22 protein-coding genes and 2 tRNA genes are annotated in these 23,477 nt (G+C 46.4%); 11 read left to right on the top strand and 13 right to left on the bottom strand.

Annotation, left to right across the window (positions count from 1 at the left end):
• Window positions 1-41 precede the first annotated feature (41 nt).
• Entirely contained in the window at window positions 42-551 is a 510-nt protein-coding gene (locus LQ567_RS01615) for an acyl-CoA thioesterase (protein ID WP_231002346.1), read from the top strand.
• A gap of 2 nt (window positions 552-553) precedes the next feature.
• Here the strand turns inward: LQ567_RS01615 and LQ567_RS01610 are convergent, their stop codons facing one another.
• Window positions 554-1,117: an NADPH-dependent FMN reductase gene (locus tag LQ567_RS01610; RefSeq protein ID WP_231002345.1), complete on the bottom strand. Its 564-nt coding sequence runs from the start codon at window positions 1,115-1,117 to the stop codon at window positions 554-556.
• Window positions 1,118-1,326: 209 nt separating this feature from the next.
• On the opposite strand from LQ567_RS01610, the gene aroQ reads away from it, so the two are divergent.
• The 5 genes from aroQ to LQ567_RS01585 all read left to right on the top strand — a co-directional run bounded on the left by aroQ (window position 1,327) and on the right by LQ567_RS01585 (window position 6,369).
• Window positions 1,327-1,752, top strand: a complete 426-nt coding sequence (gene aroQ, locus LQ567_RS01605; RefSeq protein ID WP_231002344.1) for a type II 3-dehydroquinate dehydratase — start codon at window positions 1,327-1,329, stop codon at window positions 1,750-1,752.
• A 14-nt stretch (window positions 1,753-1,766) separates the two neighbouring features.
• Window positions 1,767-2,999, top strand: coding sequence for an MFS transporter (locus LQ567_RS01600; RefSeq protein WP_231002343.1), 1,233 nt, complete (start codon window positions 1,767-1,769; stop codon window positions 2,997-2,999).
• Window positions 3,000-3,140: 141 nt separating this feature from the next.
• Complete coding sequence (locus tag LQ567_RS01595; protein ID WP_231002342.1) at window positions 3,141-3,746, top strand: DUF4254 domain-containing protein; 606 nt, start codon at window positions 3,141-3,143, stop codon at window positions 3,744-3,746.
• Complete coding sequence (locus tag LQ567_RS01590; RefSeq protein WP_231002341.1) at window positions 3,746-4,834, top strand: glycosyltransferase family 9 protein; 1,089 nt, start codon at window positions 3,746-3,748, stop codon at window positions 4,832-4,834. Before LQ567_RS01595 ends, LQ567_RS01590 begins: the two co-directional genes overlap by 1 nt.
• Window positions 4,835-4,866: 32 nt before the next feature.
• A complete protein-coding gene (locus LQ567_RS01585; RefSeq protein ID WP_231002340.1) occupies window positions 4,867-6,369 on the top strand; it encodes a S41 family peptidase in 1,503 nt (500 codons plus the stop codon).
• A 60-nt stretch (window positions 6,370-6,429) separates the two neighbouring features.
• Here the strand turns inward: LQ567_RS01585 and LQ567_RS01580 are convergent, their stop codons facing one another.
• The 6 genes from LQ567_RS01580 to LQ567_RS01555 all read right to left on the bottom strand — a co-directional run bounded on the left by LQ567_RS01580 (window position 6,430) and on the right by LQ567_RS01555 (window position 10,255).
• Window positions 6,430-6,693, bottom strand: a complete 264-nt coding sequence (locus LQ567_RS01580) for a hypothetical protein (protein WP_231002339.1) — start codon at window positions 6,691-6,693, stop codon at window positions 6,430-6,432.
• Window positions 6,694-6,728: 35 nt separating this feature from the next.
• The gene (locus LQ567_RS01575; RefSeq protein WP_231002338.1) at window positions 6,729-7,922 is read right to left on the bottom strand and encodes a M20 metallopeptidase family protein; all 1,194 of its coding nucleotides are present in this window, start codon (window positions 7,920-7,922) and stop codon (window positions 6,729-6,731) included.
• Between the two features lie 372 nt (window positions 7,923-8,294).
• Window positions 8,295-8,380 (bottom strand) — tRNA-Leu (locus LQ567_RS01570).
• 97 nt (window positions 8,381-8,477) lie between these two features.
• A tRNA-Gly gene (locus LQ567_RS01565) sits at window positions 8,478-8,550 on the bottom strand.
• A 388-nt stretch (window positions 8,551-8,938) separates the two neighbouring features.
• Window positions 8,939-9,973 carry a glycosyltransferase family 2 protein gene (locus LQ567_RS01560; protein WP_231002337.1) on the bottom strand — a complete coding sequence of 345 codons (1,035 nt, stop codon included), beginning with the start codon at window positions 9,971-9,973 and terminating at the stop codon, window positions 8,939-8,941.
• A 39-nt stretch (window positions 9,974-10,012) separates the two neighbouring features.
• Window positions 10,013-10,255 (bottom strand): uroporphyrinogen decarboxylase, encoded by a 243-nt coding sequence (locus LQ567_RS01555; protein WP_231002336.1) that lies wholly within the window; start codon window positions 10,253-10,255, stop codon window positions 10,013-10,015.
• A 165-nt stretch (window positions 10,256-10,420) separates the two neighbouring features.
• On the opposite strand from LQ567_RS01555, the gene LQ567_RS01550 reads away from it, so the two are divergent.
• Both LQ567_RS01550 and LQ567_RS01545 read left to right on the top strand, forming a co-directional pair.
• Window positions 10,421-10,849, top strand: a complete 429-nt coding sequence (locus tag LQ567_RS01550) for an SPOR domain-containing protein (RefSeq protein WP_231002335.1) — start codon at window positions 10,421-10,423, stop codon at window positions 10,847-10,849.
• Between the two features lie 477 nt (window positions 10,850-11,326).
• A complete protein-coding gene (locus tag LQ567_RS01545; RefSeq protein ID WP_231002334.1) occupies window positions 11,327-11,626 on the top strand; it encodes a hypothetical protein in 300 nt (99 codons plus the stop codon).
• A 168-nt stretch (window positions 11,627-11,794) separates the two neighbouring features.
• Here LQ567_RS01545 and LQ567_RS01540 read toward each other — a convergent pair whose 3' ends face one another.
• Complete coding sequence (locus LQ567_RS01540; RefSeq protein ID WP_231002333.1) at window positions 11,795-12,712, bottom strand: NADP-dependent oxidoreductase; 918 nt, start codon at window positions 12,710-12,712, stop codon at window positions 11,795-11,797.
• Between the two features lie 290 nt (window positions 12,713-13,002).
• On the opposite strand from LQ567_RS01540, the gene LQ567_RS01535 reads away from it, so the two are divergent.
• Window positions 13,003-14,316, top strand: coding sequence for a L,D-transpeptidase (locus LQ567_RS01535; RefSeq protein ID WP_231002332.1), 1,314 nt, complete (start codon window positions 13,003-13,005; stop codon window positions 14,314-14,316).
• A 133-nt stretch (window positions 14,317-14,449) separates the two neighbouring features.
• On the opposite strand, the gene LQ567_RS01530 is transcribed toward LQ567_RS01535, so the two are convergent.
• The 4 genes from LQ567_RS01530 to LQ567_RS01515 all read right to left on the bottom strand — a co-directional run bounded on the left by LQ567_RS01530 (window position 14,450) and on the right by LQ567_RS01515 (window position 18,049).
• The gene (locus LQ567_RS01530) at window positions 14,450-14,830 is read right to left on the bottom strand and encodes a SemiSWEET family sugar transporter (protein WP_231002331.1); all 381 of its coding nucleotides are present in this window, start codon (window positions 14,828-14,830) and stop codon (window positions 14,450-14,452) included.
• Window positions 14,818-15,807: a glutathione synthetase gene (locus LQ567_RS01525; protein WP_231002330.1), complete on the bottom strand. Its 990-nt coding sequence runs from the start codon at window positions 15,805-15,807 to the stop codon at window positions 14,818-14,820. The genes LQ567_RS01530 and LQ567_RS01525 overlap by 13 nt, the downstream gene beginning before the upstream one ends.
• Before the next feature lie 24 nt (window positions 15,808-15,831).
• Entirely contained in the window at window positions 15,832-17,676 is a 1,845-nt protein-coding gene (locus tag LQ567_RS01520) for a flavohemoglobin expression-modulating QEGLA motif protein (protein ID WP_231002329.1), read from the bottom strand.
• Between the two features lie 202 nt (window positions 17,677-17,878).
• Window positions 17,879-18,049 carry a lmo0937 family membrane protein gene (locus LQ567_RS01515; RefSeq protein WP_231002328.1) on the bottom strand — a complete coding sequence of 57 codons (171 nt, stop codon included), beginning with the start codon at window positions 18,047-18,049 and terminating at the stop codon, window positions 17,879-17,881.
• 630 nt (window positions 18,050-18,679) lie between these two features.
• On the opposite strand from LQ567_RS01515, the gene LQ567_RS01510 reads away from it, so the two are divergent.
• Window positions 18,680-19,951, top strand: a complete 1,272-nt coding sequence (locus tag LQ567_RS01510) for an NRAMP family divalent metal transporter (protein ID WP_231002327.1) — start codon at window positions 18,680-18,682, stop codon at window positions 19,949-19,951.
• 40 nt (window positions 19,952-19,991) lie between these two features.
• Here the strand turns inward: LQ567_RS01510 and LQ567_RS01505 are convergent, their stop codons facing one another.
• A complete protein-coding gene (locus LQ567_RS01505; protein WP_231002326.1) occupies window positions 19,992-22,760 on the bottom strand; it encodes a carboxypeptidase-like regulatory domain-containing protein in 2,769 nt (922 codons plus the stop codon).
• Window positions 22,761-22,865: 105 nt separating this feature from the next.
• Here LQ567_RS01505 and LQ567_RS01500 point away from each other — a divergent pair, with 105 nt between their 5' ends.
• On the top strand, window positions 22,866-23,420 hold the full coding sequence (locus tag LQ567_RS01500; protein ID WP_231002325.1) for a hypothetical protein: 555 nt from the start codon (window positions 22,866-22,868) through the stop codon (window positions 23,418-23,420).
• Window positions 23,421-23,477 lie beyond the last annotated feature (57 nt).

Below are 23,477 nucleotides of genomic sequence, written 5' to 3'. Positions count from 1 at the left end.
TAAATTAGCCGTATCCTGTTACTTTTGCAAAAAATTTAAAGATGGCGAAGAACCCTTCAGACAGCCTGATTGTGATGACCGAACTGGTATTGCCCAATGATACCAACACGTTTGGAAACCTGATGGGCGGACGCCTGATGTACTGGATGGATATTGCCGCTGCGTTATCTGCACAAAAACATGCGAACCTTCCGGTAGTAACGGCATCTGTTGATAATATTTCCTTTGAAAACCCCATTAAACTGGGCAACTCCGTGCACATTGAAGCAAAAGTGACCCGTGCCTTCAACTCCTCTATGGAAGTACATATGGTGGTACATGGGGAAGACCTGGTAAACCGCTACCGGTATAAAAGCAATGAGGCTTATTATACTTTTGTAGGTCTGGATCCACATGGAAAACCTACTTCCGTGCCGGCCTTGGACCCGGTGACCGAAAAAGAGCTGCTGCTTTTTGAAGGAGCGCTCCGCCGCCGGCAGCTGCGGTTGATCCTGGGAGGCAAGATGAAGCCAACCGATGCGGCAGAGCTCCGGGCTTTATTCCAGATGTAATACTAGGCTTCTTTCGGGGCCGTTTCAGTTACCCATGCGGCATAGGCTTCCAGAAAGCCTTTCAAAAATTTATCCAACCGTGCCCTGTCCTCCGACTGGGGATGATTGAAGCAGGCGGCAATATTACTGAGGTAGGCTTCCGGTTGCTGCATCATGGGTACATTTAAAAACACCATGGACTGCCGCAGGTGATGATTGGCTCCAAAAGCACCGAGTCCGCCTGGTGTAACACTTACCACCGCACCTGGTTTTCGGTTCCATACGCTTTTTCCATAAGGCCGGGATCCCACATCTATAGCGTTCTTAAGCAAGCCGGGAACCGAACGGTTATACTCCGGTGTTACAAAAATAATCCCGTCCTTGGCCCGGATGGCCTCGCGGAAACGATGCCAGGGCTCCGGAACGCTCTGTTCCAGGTCTTCATTGTACAGCGGCAGATCGCCGATCTCCACGATTTCCAGGTGCAGGCCCGGAAGCGCCATCTGTATCAGTTCCTGTGCTACTTTACGGCTGTAGGAGGCGGCCCGCAAACTTCCGATCAGCAGGCCTATTTTGCGAATGGTCATATTAAAAGGTTTATTTAAAAATAACCGAACCCGGCCAAAACACAAAACCTGCGCAAAATTATTCCCGTTGCAGCGTGCAGTTCGTTTAAATGTAAGGGTTTCGCAAGGGAGCATCAAGGTATTTAAACCGCATGGAATGCTAAAATTTCAATTCTAAATAAGTAGTTTCCTCTGTCAAATGTTTATATTAGCCCATTAAAATATCATACATGCATCTTGTTATTATCAATGGCCCCAATCTCAACTTGTTGGGCAAACGGGAACCTGGTATCTACGGCAGCTCCAGTTTTGAATCGTTCCTTGATCAGCTAAAGACGAAATACCCGCAGATCCGCTTTGATTATTTCCAGAGTAATATCGAAGGGGAACTTGTGGATGCCCTGCAACAATACGGATTTGAAGCAGCTGGCATCATCCTCAACCCTGCCGCCTATACCCATACTTCGGTGGCCATTGGCGATGCCATTGCAGCCATCAACACACCGGTTGTCGAAGTACATATCAGCAATGTACACGCCCGGGAGGAGTTCAGAAAGATATCACATGTAAGCGCCAAAGCTGCCGGCAGCATTATCGGGCTTGGATTAAAGGGCTATGAGCTGGCGGTCAATTATTTCCTGGATCAAAAAAAATAACCTCCCAACGCCATATGAACCAAGAAAAAAAAGCTTCCATTCTCAGTCTCACCGTAGTGGTGGCTGCACTGGGTTACTTCGTTGATATTTACGACCTCCTCATCTTTGGCATCATCCGCATTCCCAGCCTGAAAGAACTGGGATTAACCGCTGATGAAATCACCACCAAAGGCGAATGGATCCTTTCGGCTCAAATGGCCGGGTTGCTGATCGGCGGCATTCTCTGGGGCATCTGGGGCGACAAAAAAGGCCGGGTAAAAGTGCTTTTCGGATCGATCCTGATCTACTCTATTGCCAATATCTGCAACGGCTTTGTTCAAACCGTAGAACAATATACGGCCATCCGATTCCTGGCGGGTATTGGTCTTGCCGGTGAGCTGGGCGCCGGTATTACGTTGGTAGCAGAACTGCTGCCAAAGGAAAAGCGCGGCATCGGCACGTCTATTGTTGCGGGTTTTGGTGTACTCGGGGCTGCAGTTGCCTTTTTGATAAAAGAAGAATTCCACTGGCGCACCTGTTATTTCATCGGGGGCGGACTGGGTATTCTTTTGTTACTGTTACGCATTTCGGTACTGGAATCGGGCATGTATCACCGCATGAGCGAGAGCAATGTGAAAAAAGGACAATTTTTTATGCTGTTCAACAACCGGGAGCGCTTCAGCAAATACCTGAAAAGCATTTTTATCGGCCTCCCTACCTGGTTTGTGATTGGGGTGCTCATTACCTTCAGCAGTGAATTCGGCAGGCAATTCGGCATCCGGGAAGATATCGACCCCGGCCGGTCAATCATGTATGCCTATATCGGACTTGCCCTTGGAGATATTACCATCGGCATGGTAAGCCAGTGGCTGAAAAGCCGGAAAAAAGCATTATATATATATTATGCGCTTACCATGCTTTCCATCCTGCTTTATTTTACCACTCAATGGAATGGCAGTGCCGGGTGGATGTACACGCTTTGCTTTTTCCTCGGTTTCAGCATCGGCTTCTGGGCCATTTTTGTAACTGTTGGGGCAGAGCAGTTCGGCACCAACCTAAGGGCTACGGCGGCTACCACTGTTCCTAATTTTGTACGGGGACTGCTTCCGCTGATCCTCTTCCTCTTTAAGGAAATACGGGGCATCGGAACCGTTGGGTATGTAAACGGCGCTATTATTACCGCCGTTATCGTTATGCTGGTTTCCACCATTGCCGTTATCACCCTGCCGGAAACCTTTCATAAAGATCTGAATTACGAGGAAGCTTAGGTTAAATACTAAATTCTAAATCCCAAATGTTAAATTTCAGCACTCGAGTCTCAAATCTCGAATCTCAGATCTCAAGTACCAAACACTTACATTTGCAGGATATTTAAATTTATTTTTACCGTTACTTAATAATAACTGATCATGCACACGGCAGACTGGATCCTTATTTTTCAGCAAAGTATCACCGATTATCATAAAACGGATGATGTGGATACCCCGGTTCAAAACCCTTATGCAAAAGGCACTCTTGAGTTCCTGATGTATGAAAAAAACTGGATCGATACCGTGCAATGGCACCTGGAAGATATCATCCGCGATCCGCTGATTGACCCGGTGAAGGCCCTGGAGATCAAACGGCGGATCGATAGCTCGAACCAGCACCGCACCGATATGGTGGAGTATATCGACAGCTGGTTCCTGCAACAATACAGTCCGATATCACCGGCTGCAGATGCCGCGTTCAACACCGAAAGTCCGGCCTGGGCTATTGACCGTCTGTCGATCCTGGAACTGAAGATCTATCATATGCAGCAGGAAGCTACCCGCCCAAATGCTTCGGAAGCGCACCGTGAAGCCTGCACAGCCAAACTCCAGGTGCTGCAAATGCAACGGACGGATCTTTCCACGGCCATTGACCAGCTGCTCGACGATATTGCTGCCGGGAAAAAGTACATGAAAGTGTACAAACAAATGAAGATGTACAACGATGAAAGTCTGAACCCGGTACTTTACCAGCAAAAACAATAATGAAGGCCACTCCCAAACATATACTGGTGTTCCGGTTCTCTGCACTGGGAGATGCAGCCATGACCGTTCCGGTGCTCCGGCTATTGCTGGCACAACATCCCGGGCTGCGGGTAACCATGGTATCGGTGCCTTTTCATGCCCCGCTTTTTGAAAATATCGAACGGCTTCATTTTTTCGGTGCCGATATCCGGAAGCAGTACAAAGGCCTGCGCGGACTAATCACACTGGCCCGCCGGCTAAAAAAGGATGTGCCCTTTGATGCAGTAGCCGATCTGCACAATGTGCTGCGCACCAAGATCATCCGCCGTTTTTTGGGTCCTGTTCCGATTGCCGTGATCGACAAAGGCCGTAGTGAAAAAAAAGAGCTCACCAGACCTCACAACAAAAAGTTACACCCTTTAAAAACCACGTTTCAGCGTTATGCCGATGTATTCGGACAGCTTGGGGTTCCTGTGGAGATTAGCAGTCAGACATCGGGTATCAGCTATCAGCAGTCAGACATCAGCAGTCAGCTATCAGCAGTCAGACATCAGGTATCAGCTATCAGCAGTCAGACATCGGATAGCGGACACCAGCAATGCCAAATTGGGATTGCCCCTTTTGCAAAGCACGCGGCCAAAATGTATCCGCTTGAAAAAATGGAGCAGGTAGTACGGCTGTTACAGCAGGATGCCAACCATAGGATCTTTTTATTTGGCAGCAAGGCGGAGGCCCCGGTATTGGAGCAATGGGCAGCGGGACAGCCTAATATCCGCGTGGCTGCCGGCCGGTATACGTTCGCGGAAGAATTACAACTGATCGCCCAGATGGATGTGATGCTTACCATGGATTCCGCCAATATGCACCTGGCGTCACTTTACGGAGTGCCCGTGGTTTCCATCTGGGGAGGCACCCACCCCTGGCTCGGCTTTTATGGTTGGGGACAGGATCCGGAAAATGCGGTCCAAACCGATCTTCCCTGCCGTCCTTCTTCTGTTTTTGGCAATAAGCTCTGCCCGGTTCACGGGGAAGCAGGTTGTATGCAGGAGATAACCCCGGAACAGGTATACCAAAAGTTATCAAAATTTTTACATAAAAAAAACAATTAATACCTATCTTTTCATAAATTTTCCCGGATTCTATGCGTGTATTTAATATGGGCGCTGTTGGGGGCCTGCTGCTGTTACTGGCTGCATCCTGCAGAGACAAAAAAAAAGATGTGGATGTAAAACCCGATGACGGGAGTACCGAAATTCAGCGGGTGGCGGATTCCGTTTACCTGTTTTCCAGGGAGATCTATTTCTGGGACGAGATCCGCACCAATACAACCTATGAATCATTTAACCCGCGGCAATATGCGAAAGGCACCGACCTGGAAACAGCTGAAGCAACCCTTGCCGCTGTCCGGAACACCAATGCCCATGATAAAGAGAAAGGGTACAGTTATGCCACCGATTATTACAATGCCGAAACAGGCAGCATGGCCACCCAGCCGGAAAGCAGCTATGGCTTCTTTGTAAAAAGCGGGTGGAAAAGCCGGCTACCTATAGCAGGGAGGACCGCAATACCCTCCGACTTTGCCGGCTGGTTTGTTACCTATGTGCATCCGAATTCCGATGCGGGAAAAAAGGGTGTACAGCGCACCTGGAAGATCGTAAAAGTGAACAATACGGCTCTGGGATATAACCAGTCTTCCGTAGACATCCTGAATAATATGTTCTACGATGAAACCACCAAATCCGCCAATGTGACTTTTGAGAAACCAGGCGGCGAACAGGTTTCACTCGATCTGTCCATTGCCTCCTTTATTCCTTCTTCGGTATTATACTCCAATATCCTGCAATCACCCAAGGGTGCAAAAGCCGGGTATATGGTCTACAAATTCTTCGACCTGCTGGAAGATTCACGGGCAGCGATTGAAACGGCGCTCGGATCCTTTAAAAATGCAGGCGTGAAGAATATCATCCTGGACCTGCGCTATAACAACGGAGGGTTTACCCGTACACAGGATTACCTGGCCAATAGCCTGTCCCCCGCAACAGTAAGCAGCAGTAATAAAATGTATACTTATTACTACAATGCAGACCTGCAGGCCGGCAACTATACCCTGATGCGTACACGGCACTCCTACAGCCCCACCTATTATAAACCGGAATCCAGTGGTAATACGGTCAATTTTAATAAAACAGATAATTCAAAAGGATTTCCCATCAACCCGACGAATTTATACGTGATCATCGGCGACCAAACCGCATCATCCGCCGAACTCCTGATCAATGACCTGAAACCTTATTTCAACGGGAATATCAAACTCATCGGTGATGATAACACCTTTGGCAAGCCCGTGGGATTTTTCCCGATAGACCTGTTCAAGAAAGTAACCTTCTGGACGGTTTCCTTTATGACCAAGAACAGCTCCGATCAGCAGGTTTCTTATGACGGCTTTGCGCCGGAGCTTAAAATATATGACGGGGTAGACAAAGCCTGGGGAGATGTAACAGAAGATTGTACTAAGGCGGCACTGGATCTTGTGGACGGCACTCCGGTACAGGTGGCAATAACCACAGGTACCAGCGGCCGGGCAGCCACATCCTTACCTAAAGTTCAGCTGAAGAAACAGTATTACGACAATATGCTCCGGTAACCAGTATCATTCATCCAGCAGACGCTGCAGCCGGTTATCCCGGACGAAAGGCCACTGCTTTTATTTCCTGTTTTTACGGCAAAAAAGAAAACAACATTTTTTCTTTTTCTTTGAGGTTACCTGCTCCGTTGCAGACGAGCCGTCTTTTTCCGATTTAATATTTTCGATCCGGTTCCGGTTCCGGCTATCCGGATGCTTGCCATGACTTTCCTCCTGCTCGATCAAAAAATCACGCGCCGTTTTTGAAGAGTCACTTTTCGATTGTCCGGCGGCGGTTAAGGAGCATATAGTAAAGAATACCCCGGCGATTGTTGCTCTAATCATGATGCTTTTTTTGAATGATGCAATGCGGTCACGGATTATCCCTTCAGTTTTGTTAAATCGGTGGCAACAGCCAGCCAGGCCATCATCCCCATTCCCAGTTCAATTGCATTTTCGTCCACATTAAACCGGGGAGTATGCACACCGGCAGTAATCCCCTGTGCTACGTTCATCACGCCCAGCCGGTAAAAACAGCCCGGTATCTGTTGGGTATAATATCCAAAATCCTCGGCCCCCATACGGATCTCCGTTTCGCCCACCTGCGCAGCGCCGGCATATGCTACCGCCAATTCCGCGGCCTGTGCAGAAAGTGCTTCATTGTTATATACGCTGGGATACCCTACATCGATATGCAGGTCCAGGCTCGCTCCCATCCCGTTCACCACACCTTCAGCAATACCTCGTATGATATCGTGGGCCTCAAACCGCCATTGTTCATTCATGGCACGGAAGGTTCCTTTTAATTTTACCTCATCCGGGATCACATTCGTAGTGGTGCCCCCGTTAATTGCGGTAATGGACAATACCGTCGGGTTTTGCGGGTTATTGCGCCGGCTGATCACCTGTTGCAGCGCCACCACCAGGTGGGATGCGATCAGGATCGGATCGATGCATACATTGGGAGCGGCTGCATGGCCTCCTTTTCCTTTTACAGTAATATAAAGTTCATCAGCGCTGGCCATCACCTTTCCGCCACGGAAGCTGAGTTTGCCCACTTCGAGCCCCGGGTGTACATGCAACCCGAATATCGCTGCGGGAGCCGGATGTTCCAATACACCTTCTTTTATCAGCAGGCTGGCACCTCCCGGGTTTTTTTCTTCACCGGGCTGAAAGATCAGTTTAACCGTTCCTTCCCATGTATCTTTTATTTCGTTCAGGATCTTTGCCGCACCCAGTAAACAGGCGGTATGCACATCGTGTCCGCAGGCATGCATCACATTTTCGTGAACCGAGCGGTAGCTGACTTCGTTCAATTCCTGGATGGGCAGTGCATCCATATCCGCCCGCAGGGCGATCACTCTCTTCTCCGGGTTGCGCCCCTTTAGCAATCCGATCACCCCGGTGGTCGCTTTTACTTCGAAGGGAATACCAAGATCTGTTAAACGAGCCTGTATGTATTTTGAAGTTTCGTACTCCTGGTAACTCAGTTCTGGATGTGCATGCAGGTACCGGCGCACTTCGATCAACTCCGGTGCAAACTGCTTTGCCAGCAATTGTATTTTATCCGTCATCCAACAAAAATAACTGATAATCCGGTCATTGGAAAATAACAGGCACCAAACAGGTGATTCAATTGCAGCCGGCCTTTAAAAACAGGGCTTAAGCTTGGATATAAACAATGGGATGAAACCCTGGGGCACCTTGCAGGATGGCGCCGCTCTCGGTTAATGTAAAATGCAAAATAGGCGGAGAAGACGATGCTGAGTAAATCTTTTACGTTTAAATAAATAATTGTGTGCCTGGTACTGTGCAAACAGCCATCATTGATCGCCACATTTATAAAGAGGGAAATGCTGATACAGCAGATTAAAAAAGCGGCAAAAATCTGATACAGGGGTAAATAAAAAAAGCCTTGCAAATCATCTGATCGCAAGGCCTTTATGTGCCCCAGGCGGGACTTGAACCCGCACTGACATTGCTGCCAACAGGATTTTAAGTCCTGCGTGTCTACCAATTCCACCACCAGGGCAATAATGTAAGAACTGTTTCCGGTAACCGGCTCCCGAATATACAGGAGGACCGGAGCCCAAAAAAAATCCTCTCTATTGAGAGGACCTTTTTCTATGAGCGGAAGACCGGGCTCGAACCGGCCACCCCGACCTTGGCAAGGTCGTGCTCTACCAAATGAGCTACTTCCGCATGAATAAGAACTTTTTGCTTTTCTTAAGTATTGGCTTGTTACTTAAGGGGTTGCGAAGATAAGGGATTTTTTTTAACTGCAAAAAAAATCAGCAATTTTTTTTATTTATATTTTGGAGTATACAGAGTGCTCTCCTGAACCTGAACACTCGGCTTTTCAAAACGCTTCGTATAAAGACGGTAGCAACCTCCCCAGGTAAACAGGATGAGGCATGCAAAAGTCAGGTAAAATAAAAAGGCAGAAGTAGAAACCCAGCTGAATTTGAAATCCTTTTTCTGGCTTTGCTTCAATTCTTCCTGGTATTCCTGCTCTTTTATTTGCTCAACGTCGAAATTATGTTCCATTCTATATCAGTAATATTGTGTCGCAAAAATAAGGATCTATTCATTAATTTGTCACTTCTTTGTCAACAATTTCCGAGAACTTTTTTTTCCCTTTGACAAAATGGGCCCATGCAATGTTCTTTTTGAGCAATCCTTCTAAATTGCCTTTTTTGTTTTTGGGAAAGATGCTTTTTTTCTGATCTACCAGCATCCACTTTACAAAGGAAAGATGGGCACTGGCAACCGCAACAAAATAACCGCCATCTCCGCCCAGCAGGCTTTTAAAAGCTGAAACCCCATCCAGTACTGCTCTTAGAAAAATTACATATAGCCGCCTCCAGCCATACATATTCTTGTACATCATGATATGGTTGTTGCGGAAATTAAGATAGGTTTTTAAAGAATTGCCTTTTGGAAGGGTGCCACCGCCGACATGGTAAACAACCGATTGCGGACAGGAGCGGATCCCGTATCCCAGCAGCTGGATACGCCAGCAGAGGTCGATCTCCTCCTGGTGCGCAAAAAAATACGGATCGAACCCCCCGGCTTCGTGATAGACCTTTGAGCGGATAAATAATGCAGCACCGCTGGCCCAAAATATGGGCGCAGAAACATCGTACTGTCCTTCATCTGTTTCCGTAAAATCAAAGACCCGGCCTTTGGCAAAAGGATAACAATAATGATCCATCCACCCGCCGGCCGCTCCGGCGTATTCGAAGTATTGAGGATGGTTGTAGGAACGGATCTTGGGCTGACAGGCGGCCAGCGAGGCATCGGACTCCAACAGCTCCAGCAGGGGCCCGATAAAGCCTTCTGTAACCTGTACATCGGAGTTGAGCAGCAGGTAATAATCGGCTGAAACCTGCTCCAGTGCCAGGTTGTATCCTTTTGCAAATCCGTGGTTTTCACTAAAACGGACGATGCGAACTTCCGGAAAATGCTGTTGCAACCACGCAACCGAATCATCCGTAGACCCATTGTCGGCTACTACTACCTGCAACGGGGCATAATGGGTTTGAACAACACCCGGGAGGAATTGCTCCAGGTATTTTTTACCATTCCAGTTGAGAATAACAATAGCGACTGATGGTTGCATCATGGGGTGCAAAGATTCAAAAATAATGCAAGCAAATCACAATCAAGCCCTTTTATCTTCGATTGGAGGCTGCTTTTTAACAAAAAGGTGGTAAAGCTGGATCACTGCGATCAATCCGTTGGAAATAATGATGGGCCATTTCCAGCCCAGCAGGATGCCATAAAGTACAAAAAAAATGCAACCGGCAAAATTAATGATCCGTATCGCCTTTAATTGTTTTGGGATGAATGAGATCACCAGTAAGGCCATGGCTAAATAGCCGATATATTCAACAGAAGCATTCATAGCGCAAATTATCTTTCGGGAAAAACGGGCTCCCGTTCTTATTTGCGTAAAGTTATTCATTTGTAGCATTATTTTTGTGCAACTTATCCCGGTATCCGTCAATCTATTAGAAGTGAGGAGTGATCCAACAGATGATAGACCGGTAACCGCATAACGCAATAATATATGAAGTACGTATTACCTCTTTTGATGCTATTCCTGTGCACCCGGTTATGGGCACAAACGGGCGGTGTGGCTGTGTACAAAGATCCGAGGATCGACCTGTTGCTCAAAAAGCAGTCGGAAGTGAACAACCTGTCCACCCGAAATTCATCCAAAAGAAGAACCGCACCCGGATACCGGCTGCTGGTGATCAGTACCAATAACAAGGCGGAGGCGATGGCCGCCCGTACAAAGATCTATTCGAATTTTCCGGAGCTGAAACCTTATATGTGGCACCAATCTCCTTATTTTAAAGTGAAAGTGGGCAATTTTACATCCAGGCAGGATGCCCAGGCCTACCAGAAGAGACTGGGCGCCTTTTTCCCGACGGGCGTTTTTATTATGAATGATATCGTGGAAGTAAGCCCCGATAATTCTGAAAGCGAGGATTAATGGTGGTTTCACGGGGGATGCAATCATTCCGGGTTTTCACTGTAAGGTACGCGGAAAATTCAATGGTCTCCTTCTTGATCGAGGCTAATTCTTTTTGGACTTGCGGATATGTTTTAACCGAAAAACACGCGGAGCGCACGGACGCTGCGTTCAGAACTCAATAGTCTTCTCTGTAAGAATACCAGCACATTCCTTGCGATCATTGCGGTTTAACATGATGGGAAGCAGCGCCAATCCTGTAAGGTAGGTAAGGCTTTCGACAATCTTCTTCGCGATCTTAGCGTATTCTCCGTGTACTTTGCGTTTAACAGTAACCAAGAGCAGCGCCAGCCCTGCAAGATGGGCGGGGGATTTCAACAATCTTTTTTGTGATTTTAGCGCATTGCAGAACAGAAAATAACACTCCGCATCTGGTTTAAAGCGTCCAGACTATCTTTGCTATTTCATGTAAACGTTCTTTGTTTTAAAGCAACAGAAATGCTAGATTTTTACATCATCCAGGATGGTCAACCCCAGCCGGATTATCCGGAGCAGGCAGGGCTGGAATTTGTTGGAGGACTGGACCGTCAAACATTTGATCATTTGAAAAACAGTGGAGTCATAGGCCTACAGCATGATTTTTACACCGACCTCAGGCTGGATGCGGAATTCATTAAGCAAATCAGGCAGTATATTTTTAAAAAGAGATTGCAGGCAGACGCAGATGTAAGAAAATTACTTCTGCTGCTGGATATGGCCGAGCAGAGCCAGAGCGGACTAATAGCCTATGCCGATTAAAAAGTTATCCGGGCATTTGAACGTTTAGACAAACAACAGAGCGCAAGCGCAAAAAGAGCCAGACATGAGTGGCTACTCCAATTTTCAATATGCCTGCACCCAATTTCCTTGGTTCCCAAAGATCATACAACGATGATCACGGAACGACGTCCCCCGGCACATGAGCTTCTAATGCCTTACACGAATAATCGTCTTTCCACTGACCCGGTGGGTTGCATTGAAGGTGGCTATGGCATCGTCAAGTGTAGATCGGATGCCAATGTTTGTCTGCAAACGTCCTTCGCGGAATCGCTGTACAATTTCTCTCAATTGGCTGCGATCCGCTTCTACAACAAAGTCGATTGTGGATCCGTTATCCGGTCGGGCATCTGTTGGACCAGCAATGGTTACCAATGTTCCTCCGGAACGGATCAGGTTTGCCGACTGTTTGGCAATCGCCCCGCCGAAAATGTCAAACACCAGGTCCACCCCGCCTAGATCCTGCAGTTGCTCGTTATCAAGATCAACATACGCATGGGCACCAAAACCAAGCGCCGCCTGGCAACCGTCCGCATGTCCTGTGCCGATGACATAGGCACAGGCTGCCCGGGCGAGTTGTGTGGCCATTGACCCAACTACGCCGGCTGCGCCATGTACAAGAACGGTTTGCCCGGACCGGAGGCGCCCGTGATCAAACAGCCCCTGCCATGCGGTAAGCCCCGGCATTACAAGCGCCGCACCTTCTGTAAAGTCTACATCGGCAGGCAGCGGCGCAAGGTTGCGTGCCTCAACAGCAACATACTCCGCAAGCGTGCCGTTGCGATGCCAATCGGTAAGGCCAAAGACCCGCTGCCCTACCGATAACCCGGTTGTGCCATAGCCCAGGGCTGTAACCACTCCCGCCAGCTCGTGGCCGGGAATCGACGGCGACCGGTTGCGGCCGGCACGATCCATCCATGTAGATGGCCATGTGAGTTCATCTTTGGTGAATCCCGATGCCTGAACCTGAACAATGACGTCGTTCAATGAGGCCTCTGGCTCGGGCCGCTCCTCCAGCTGCATTCCCGCTGTTCCGGCCTCCTGGTCTGTAACAATGATCGCTTTCATATTACACTCCTTTTTCCTAATAAGACAATACGGTTTTATGTTACTATAATTTCAATATTAAAGTTATGCAATGATTTTGCTAATCTGGATTATAAAATTAAATTTTAATGGGGCTATCTTGTTGATCCATTAAAATATACAGCAGTCCGATTTCTGATCAATAAATCTCTTCTGGTTTCATTAACAAAAACACCCGTACCACGGCCCGCAAATAACCGGCTCCCCTCTTTTTTAAAATCTGGTATGATTTTCATTGTACATTAAACAAACTACGATCTATGGAATGGAGCATGAACAAAATATATTTATGCCTGTGTGCCGGTATTTTATTTTTCTTCACGAGCTGCCGTGAAAAAAGAGATAAGGAGTCGAAAATTCCTGTAGCGCAGGTAACGAAGGCCGCCCAGGCCCCGAATACAGAGAACATCGGAATTACCTTACCGGTACTGGATGCATTATTCTTTGAAGAGGGCTTCGAAACAGCGCTTCAATCAGAACTAAAGCTTACAAAACAGCAATTACAGCAATTAAAATCCGTATCCGGCAGCTATGTAGCCGCACTCACAGAAGAAGGCAATAGCTTCGGCTCAGCCCGCCAGGCAAGCCAATCCGCACTGGAAGAAATAAAAAAAATAATCGGTGATGAAAAAACGAAGGGGCTACTTCAGTTGATCGCCAGGCGGTATGCGCAGGGCAATATTGCAGGGTTGTTACCAACCAGACCAAACGCAATACCGGCAGATACCCGTATTGTAGTAAATGCCCCTGCTTTCCGGATGGATGTGTACCAGCAAGGCAAACTCGTACAAACCTACCGTATTGGTGTTGGCTATCCAGAATTTCCACTGCCCACCGGTATGCGGGCTGCAGAAAAAATCATCTTTAACCCCACCTGGACGCCCCCCGACGAAGCATGGGTGAAAGGAAAGTTTCAGCCAGGCCGGAAGGTTGCTGCCGGCAGCAAACTCAATCCCCTGGGGCTGATCAAAATCCCGATCGGATTGCCATCATTGATACACGGTGGCAAGGCAATTGAGAAGCTGGGCGATTTTGCCTCTCACGGCTGCGTGGGCCTCACAAACGGCCAAATCCAGAATTTCACGATGTTATTAGCCCGGATATCCGGTACTCCGCTGCCGGCCGACAGCATAAAATTATTTGAAAATGCAAAAACGAAGACGAAAACCGTCCAGTTAAACCAATCCATCCCTGTAGAATTACGCTATGAAACAATTGTTGCACAAGACGGCAATCTGATTATTTACAGGGATATTTATGAACGTGGTACCAATACGCCTGCCGAAGCAAAGCGGATTTTAGAAACCCACGGAGTTGACTTTTCAAAGTTATCCAGCCAGGAAAAGATGGCGCTTAATACATCGATCCGGGAAATGAATATGGACAGTCGGGGAAAACCTATCGCTACCTTCGACATCAATGCAGACGCCGATTCGAACAGTGCTATCAAGGACCGCAACAGGGAGCAAAAGGCAAACAAGGGCACGGTTACGCGTACGGTAAAGGGTAAAAAAGAGGCATATGTTCCCATTGCAGCATTAAAAGAAAAGGGATATCCGGCTCCGGTGAACCCGAACAACGGGTAAAGAATGGTTACCCGCTGTCTGATCGAAGCGTCGATAAAAACAGGATGGTTTAACGCTGCAAGATACCAGGTGGTAAAAATATCAGATCGTCTAATGGATCTTTAAAAATTATTACCAGGTACACCTGCAGCAATCAGCTGTTAGAGCGTTTCCGCTTATACAGCACATTCAACGTCGCCAATGTGCTATTAATGATCAACGAAACGGCATTGGCTATAATGATAATGGGATCTTTTGCCATTACTCCATAAATCACCCAACATATCAGACCAAGTATAAGGATTATCAACACCCAATAAGAAATATCCGAAGGCTGTTTCTCTTTAATAATCTTAATAAGTTGCGGGAGCAGCGACACCGCTGTGCAGGTGCTGGCGATGATGCCGATAATCGTTACTGTTTGCATTATCAAAAAATAACCGGTTCTTTCAATTCGTTTGTAAACCTTAGCCAATGGGCCTAACTGCGGCATGCCAAAAACAACATTGACCTTCCAGGCATTTAGTCTGGACATTCTCTTTCAATGGCCTTTATTACCTGTTCAAAATAATTAACACCATTTAACCTGCTGGCATGGCCTAAACCGCCAGGGCTAAAAACGTTTACTTCCATCACTTTATCACCGACGATGTCCAGGCCTACCAGAAACATGCCATCTTTAACCAGCTTGGGGCTTACAATATCGATAATATCACGGATCCCTTTTGTGATCCGGGGCACGGTTACACTTCCTCCCTGATGTATATTGCTTCTGATATCTCCACCTGCCTGCAACCGATGAATAGCGGCAATTTTGCCTCTAACCTCTATCGGCTTGCCGTTTAACAAAAACAACCGGACATCGCCCCTTTTGGCCTTCGGCAGGTATTCCTGGGCCACAATATACCCGTCACGACCAATAGCATCAACAATTTGATTCAGATTTCCACTCTGCTCGTTTACCATGAAAACATTCCTTCCGCCGGATCCCTGTAACGGCTTAAGTATAATATGTTTTTTATGAGCGGTATAAAAACTCTTTATTTCCTCAACACTTCTTGTAATAATCGTTTCTGGCCGGATACTTTCGGGAAAATATTGAAAATACATTTTATTGGTTGCCGTGGCAAGCATATCGGGGTTGTTTAAAACTACAACACCGTTGTTCTTGGCCAATTGGCCAAATACGATACCGGCATATTGCGCCCATGGCCGCTCGTCCAGATCTGCGGAGGGATCATTGCGCAACATAAGTACATCCAAATGTTCCGCTTCTATCAACTGTTTTTCGCCTTTAAACGTATCTTTCATAAATACATTGGGACTTCTGAATTTTTTACCCGCAGCATTTCTGGCATGTGCCCCCATCTGACCGTTTTTAGTATAGCTAAAATCCTCAACTGCAATATAGGCCACTTCATGTCCCATGTTGCAGGCCTGCAAAGCGAGCGCAGTCGTCGTAAAAGCAGGTGCTTCTGTTTTATAATCGTTTATTACAAATCCAATTCGCATATTAAATTATTTGAGTAAGCTTTTTTATTGAATCATTTTAAAAATATTACCATCCTGTTTCAACAATTTAAATTTATCCTCGAAATCCGACCCAAGATAGCGCGGCGTTACAGGAGGCGGTTTCAAAATATTGCGGTGAATCAGCTCCTGAACTACCGGCAGGTAATCTTCCCGGATCTTTCCGATCAATAGCTGTTTAACTTCTTTTCCGCTTTTAATATAGCTGATAATATTCAGGAAGCCCTTCAGGTAAACGGCATCTTTGGTTAAACCACCTCCGCGATAAACGCGCATACAGATGCCAAAGGAAACCTGGGGAGAAAATTTATACTGTTCTGTGAGCATTGAAAATGTTTCGGCAAATGTTTTACCGCTGATCATATCCTGCACAGCAACCACCCTGGCCGCAAGTGTTCGCAACCTGCTGTTCGTAAGACCTCCGGTAAGGTATTCCGCAAGTACAGCGATCCCCTCCTGTAATTCCTCATATCCCGGAACACCGATCGAAAACAATTCCAAGGGTTGTGCCCTGCCATTATAATACGTAACCACATGCGTACCCACTTCATGTTGTATCAGCGACGATGCACGCTGCTTCGAAACGTTAAAGGCCGTATTTACATTGAGGACACCTCTCGACACCATTACACCTTCTATATCATCCGCAACCCGCACAAAAGTTGAGATATGCTTATCCTGTAACGCAAGCCACTCCAGTTCCTGCCGGGCCAATACCGCAAATTCAGTAGCGGAAATTTTATCAGCTGCCGGCTTCTGCGACTCAACTTCAATTGCCACCAGTAAGGCTTTGGCCATATCCAGAAGCCCGGTGCTTACAGGACCGAATAATTGGAGGCTGCTCAACATAAAATCATGCTTTTCCCGCTCCTGCATCATATTTAGCATCCGGTCGATTTCCTTTCGCTTATCCCTGAAAAGAAATGCGATGGTTGGATCTGCAATTTCTTCAACAGGCAGGTCATAAATTTTTCGTTTAACGATTTCCGGGTCAACGGGCATTGGACGATAACGAAACAAAGGATTCCTGGAATAGTTGGAATGCTGAAACTCCTGCCAGGCCTCCGCAACATTTATGGGCGTAACCAGTAACAGAAAATCGAATAACTTACTGTAAGCAGCAAGCTGCCGGTCAATCTCCAGGGTATTTTTATCGATAATAGTGGTGCCCAACATCTGGATATGCGGTATGCTAAACGATGTTTGCAGGCGAATAAATTCAAAAAAGCATTTCCGGAGTGCCTTGCTATATGCCTGTCTTAATTCCCGTAAAAGCAACGGGTACGGCTTACCAGTTACTTCGTTGATATAAAGCGGAGCAATTTCCAGGCCGATGACGATACCATTGTTCTTTTCCAGAAACTCCCTGTATAGCAATTGAAATGTATTACGGGGTAACCCCGCAGCCTCATCTTTTTTAACTACCGGTTTGTCCTTACCCTGAAAAAACGGCATCGCATGCAGCTCATTGGAAAGTAACTGAGCTGTTTTGATAGCGTTTTTCTGATCAACATAAATATTATAAGGCGCACCGCTATTGCCATTTGAGGTCCATACTTCCAGCAATAAGAACCCTTTAAACCGATCTCCGCAAAAACGCGCCACGGTCTCAATAATCAGCCGCGTCAGGTCATCGTTATTTTCAGCGGCAATTAAAAAAGAAGATTCCGCTTTTATTAAGCCGCCCGGAAAAGCATCTTCCGCACCTTCAAAAACTCTATGAATCATCAAAAACGGAACCGGCTTTTCAATCTTCAAGAGGCCATTTCCCGGCAGATTCATCTCAACAGGGCGGTCTTCTTTCAATGCAGCTGTTAAACGGCTTACTATCTTTTTGTGTTGGTCTTCCATTGTTCCTGGTCGCGTTTTCCGTCCTATCGATTATCAAAATAACATATGTGCTCCAAGCCTTTGACAGCTCCGGATATAAGGTCCCTGTCCATACCAGCTCCAGCCCATCAATACAACGGGCAGATCCATATCTGAACTGCGGGCATCTCAGGAGCATCCTCCTGCTTCACCATTATTTACTGTAAATCCCTGGCGAATGAGCCTATTCAAGTGGCTTACGACCCGAAATGATATTGTACAAAATCACGATAACAGCGATCACCAACAGGATATGGATCAAATTACCCATTCCCATTCCACCGCCAACGCCTAATAATCCCAAAACCCATATAATAATACAGACAACGGCAACCAGCCATAATATACCTCTCATAATTTATCTTTTTTTATTAACAATATTTTTCTCTCCAGTTAATTCGGAGTATCCTTTTATTATCATTTAGTTCAGCTGCCACAGGCACTTCGTTACTGTTTTATGTATGGGTTATAAACCTGGCTGAAGGCCCTCCATCAATGGTACCGGAACATCCCCTTACTAAAATACAGGTTAACCTGTTTAGAGACCTTGCTGCGCTCCGTTTTACTCTGCAGCTAAAAGGACATATTCAAATTTCTTGCCACATTGAAAAAGTGTTGTCCCGCGCTTATGACCGCCAGGTATCATCGCATCTGCCACAGCACAGGCCTGCCAACCAGCGCCCTCCCACCGGCAGCAAACCAAAAGTGAGGAATTCATGCCCCACAATTCAGACCAGGCATGTTTTTGAGCGTGCTTACCCGATATTTCTATGCAGGATTACGGATTACCGATGCTGGTATGGTTGTTGTCTTCGGTTTAAAAAGTTAAACCCGCCATCAGGTCACCAAAAAAGCGAAATCAATGCAGCTACTTAGCGAACTGCCACCCGTTATTTTGAAGCCATCCCCGCCATAGCATTTTAAAACTGCTATCCGTCGTTACGGCGCTTAACGATGCCCCATGTCCTAAATACAACATCAACATATGCACAAAAAAACCAGCAATAAAAAAGAGTCGCGCCTGAAACATTTTTTCAAAATACTGGGGCCCGGACTTATAACCGGTGCCGGTGATGACGACCCCTCAGGAATTGCCACTTATTCGCAGGCCGGTACCCTTTTCGGACTTCAAACGCTTTGGACGGCTTTTATAACCTTCCCGCTCATGGCTTCCATACAAGGCATGTGCGCAAAGATCGGCCTCATCACTTCAACCGGTCTTACCACCACTTTAAAAAATCACTACCCGAAGTTTATCCTATACCTAATGCTGGTATTTAGCGTGCCTGCTACGATACTTAATATTGGCTCCGACATTGCGGGAATGGGAGCGGTAAGCCATTTGCTCATTCCATTCATTCCTTCCTATATTTTTTGTATTTTATTTACGGCGCTCTTACTCATTTCAATTATAAAGTTCTCCTATCAAAAAATCGCGAATATCTTAAAATGGCTATGCCTGAGCATGCTGCTCTATATCATTGTTCCCTTTCTGCTACGACCGGATTGGGCAGCTGTTTTAAAACACACTTTTATCCCTATCATCCGTTTTGACAAGGATTTCCTGGAAATACTGGTTGCCATTTTAGGTACAACCATTTCTCCGTATTTATTTTTCTGGCAAGCCACGATGGAAGCCGAGGACAAAAAGAAAACCGCCTCCAAAATCTTCGTTAATAAAAAGGTACTTTCAGAAATGAAACAGGATGTAACCACAGGAATGTTTGCCTCCAACCTGGTGATGTTCTTTATCATACTTACCACCGGTATGGTGCTGCATGGTCATATAAAACAAATTGACACGGTTGAACAGGCGGCAAAAGCACTGGAGCCGCTGGCCGGGCAAATGTCCTACGTTATATTTGCCATTGGCATTATCGGTACCGGCTTCCTGGCCATTCCTATATTGTCCGGTTCCCTTTCGTATATTGTAGCTGAAACATTCGGATGGAAGAAAGGACTGGATAAAAAATTTTATCAGGCGCCAGGCTTTTACATCGTGCTTGCCACCTCCCTTCTTGTGGGCCTGGGTATTGATCTGATCGGAATCAGCCCGCTAAAAATGCTGATATATACAGCGGTCTTGTATGGTATGACGGCACCGGTCATGATTGCGGTGATCATACATATATGCAATAATAAAAAAATAATGAACAAGCATACCAACAGTATCTTTTCCAATGTAATGGGTGTGCTTACGTTTATAGTGATGAGCCTGGCGATAATTGCATTGCTATACTTTCAATTGAGATCATAAATGCGCTAGCCATCTTCCTGCTGTATACCTGAATCCACCGCTAAAATTGCTTTATATCTATTTTCCTGGATTGATCCGAAAGATGGAAAATAACAGGAGGATTACCCGTTTCCTTCACGTTTACAGATTGGGGTTGATTTGCAATAAACTGTCCGCTGTTCTGCGTTTCAGTTGTAAAGCTGAAAAGTTTTGCAGGCAGGTTAAATGAAAAGTTCCCTTCCGCATCAGTAATGGTCGTAAACCGCTCGCCCTGGCTGCCCGCCGCAATAACCGTTATTCCTTCCAAATCAAGAGCATCCTGTATAAACCGGCTGCCTTCATTGACAACTTTACCGGATACAGCGGCTGTTTTTACAAGCGCAATTTTAAGTGTTTGATTATGCTTTAAGAATATATCGACCGGAGTCATCAGCCACCATCCATTCCCATTCTCGATCCGCAATTTATGTGCCGAAGGTTCCAGGTTTGTGAACGATATCTTTCCCTTGCGGTCACTCTGAGCCAGCGATTGATCCAGCATGGCGATGACATTTTCAACAGGATATTCGTCTTTATTCCAAATACCGTCGGCATTTTTATCTCCAAAAAATAAAACCGACAGGCTCTTGTACCCGGGCGCATTTTTTTGCATAAACGATTTCGTAATGCTTACCTGGGTCTGCAGAAAATTATAGCCCCGGTACTGCTCATAGGAATTATAGATTACCTGCGCAGCCGCCTGCCAGGTATTTTGAAAAGAAAATATCGCCCGTCCCTGGGCCGTATTCGACCATCCGCCAAGATAATATCCATAGTAACTTAAATTATCGGAGGCTTCTAACTCCAGCCGCTTATCAAAAAAGGAAAATCGAAAATAAGGACCCAGGGAGTACTGTCTGAATTTTCCCTGCTGCCATGGCAATGGTTCCTGTATTAAATAGAACGGATTGTATTGTACCAGCGCATTAAAGCCCATCTGGTTAAAGCTATAATTGAATTTGCCCTGCAATACGGAATAATTTTTACCCGGTAAATAAGGGTTATTACTTTTTACGCGCCCGTAATCGCCAGAGAACATAAATCCATGCCGGTTGATGCTATAGGAAATATCGGCGGCGGCATGCCACGATGCTGAACGCAGCGCCAGATCCGTACTCAGGATCTTCTGGCGCAATGCCTGGGTATAGAAATAAGAGCGCAGGTTAACCAACCAGCGGTTCATGGCCGTTGCAAACCCAAGCTGGTATTGAGCAGTCTTCGTATTAAAAAAAGCCGGATAGTACCTGCCCTCATAACGAGGGGTATTGTTCACCACCTCATAATGTGCGAAAATATGCTTGTGCGGCGTAACGCGGTAATCAACATGCTCCTGTAATAATAAGGCACCGCGTCGTAAACCGCTGTAATAGGGCGTGCTGTAATAGTTGTCCGATAAGATGCTCCATTTATCTGAATGATACCGGTAACGGAGTCCTCCTGCGTAGCCGTTATGCGCTTTCTGTTGATCGCTCAGCAACAACTCGCGGCTGTAACCGGCCTCCAGTTCCAGGGATTGATCTCCTTTAAGCTCCCATCCGGATTTACCATTCACAAGATTTGTTTGCACCCCTGTGAAGGGATCGCTGCCGTTTAAATAGCTCAGGCTGCTGGTATTTCGTTCAGTAGCATGCGTATAATTTGCCGCCCAAATGGTAGCCGCATCTCTTTGATTGTTTACCGCTGAAAATATCAGGTAATTATTTTTCATGTAGTAACCACTCACCGTATTGGCCGAGTCAGGAAAAAAAGACAGTTTAACACCGCTGCCGAATAACGAATAATCAAGATTTTCGGAGATACTGCCTATTTGTATACCCAGGTGTCGGTTCTTATAGGAAATCCAGGAATCGTACATTTCTGCTCCGGAAAACGGCCGGGTATAGTAGTTAAGATTTAAATGATAACGAAGCGCATTCCCCGCAGCGGGCTCAACCGCTCCCCTCGCGGCCAGCTGATAATAGCTTAATCCATTATCGGCGTTCCAGTAGCTAAGCTGCGCACTGTTGTTGATCAGCGCTGCATCCGTGGTGCTTGCAATGAGCGCTCGTTTTTCATTGCTTAAAACAAGCACTTTGGTATAGGTTGCAGCAAGCTCTTTACCCGTGGCAGGATCCAGTGCCAGAACAGACAGATTAAAATCCGATGTAAGGTTTTGTGAAAGCCGGCTACGAAAAACAACATGCAACAGTTGCTGTCCGCCCGGGGGAAGCGTGATCATTTTATCGTTGTCATTTATCTCCAGGCCTTCAGGATAAGACCTGAGCCGCAACCGGACCGTTATATCTGTATAACCATTGTTTATACATTTTACTTGCACATTTCCTTCATGCGTTTGCATGTTCAGATAGTTTACCGGGTTTACGGTGGATACCAACAACTGCTGACCGGTTTGGTTAAATATAAAAAAGGATGCCGCAGCCGATATGTTTTTTTGCGCGGCATCGTACCGGATATTTATTTTATTGCCCATGGCTCTTATCAGCGCTGCACTGGCCAGGTACTTTACAAATACTTCCTTCTTTTCACCAGGATTCAGATATAATGTATCCGGAAGACGGATCAGTGCAAATGAATCAGGCCTGCTCTTTTTTAACAGCACCGGTTCATTCAAATGATTTGTAACCAGCAACGTGTTAGAAAACGTTTCGCCATGAACAACGGCAACGCTATCTTCCAGAAAGGACAAAGACACCGGCTGCCCTCTTGACAAAAGGCATAGCGAGGAGAAAAAGAAGATCAGTAAATAGTTCCTTATTCTCCCGAAAGAAGCATAAGATAACAGGTTCAGCAAGGGTTAAGAGGTTAAAGAGATTTACAACACAAAGTAAAAAAAAATACTTAGATTTTTTTTTACGTTTTTTTTGTTGTAGGTTTACAATAGCAAAACCTCTGAACTATGACTACTAATAAACTTCACCCTTTAGCCGTTGCATTTCTTTTATTTTTAGGGATCGCATCCAGCACAGCAAATGCACAGCCCACGACAGGTACAACAAATCTTCATGTAGTAATTAATCCGCTGCTGAGTATTACCGTACAGCAGCCAGACGTAACGCTTGCGTTTACCACACTGGCAGACTATCAGAACGGTGTTACCACCCCCATGACGGGCCATCTCCTGATTACGAGTATATTGCCGTACACGGTAAGCCTGGCAGCAAATGCAGCCACACTTGCGGGAACAGGAGGAAACACGCAAACGGTAAATGCAGCGGCCGTTTCCGTTACAGCGCCGGCAACGGCCAATAACACAAATTTGCCGGGCAGTAACCTGCAAACAATTGCAGCGCTTTCTACAACCCCGGCACCGTTAATCGGCGGTTCCTATGCCCTTGCGGCACCTGCAGATGTCACCTATTCTGTTCCCCAGGCAAACGTGGCCACGCAGATCCTCGGTAAAGCGCCGGATACATATACCGTAGCGCTCACTTATTCGATTACAAACCCATAGGTCATTAAGACATAACAAGCCGTGTTATTTTTAAAAAGAAAAAAACGGGATAACCCT

The sequence above is a fragment of the Niabella pedocola genome (genome assembly GCF_021044425.1).
GTDB lineage: Bacteria > Bacteroidota > Bacteroidia > Chitinophagales > Chitinophagaceae > Niabella > Niabella pedocola.
The sequence above is the reverse complement of the archived record's forward strand: the minus strand, read 5'-3'. Positions and strand labels throughout refer to the sequence as shown.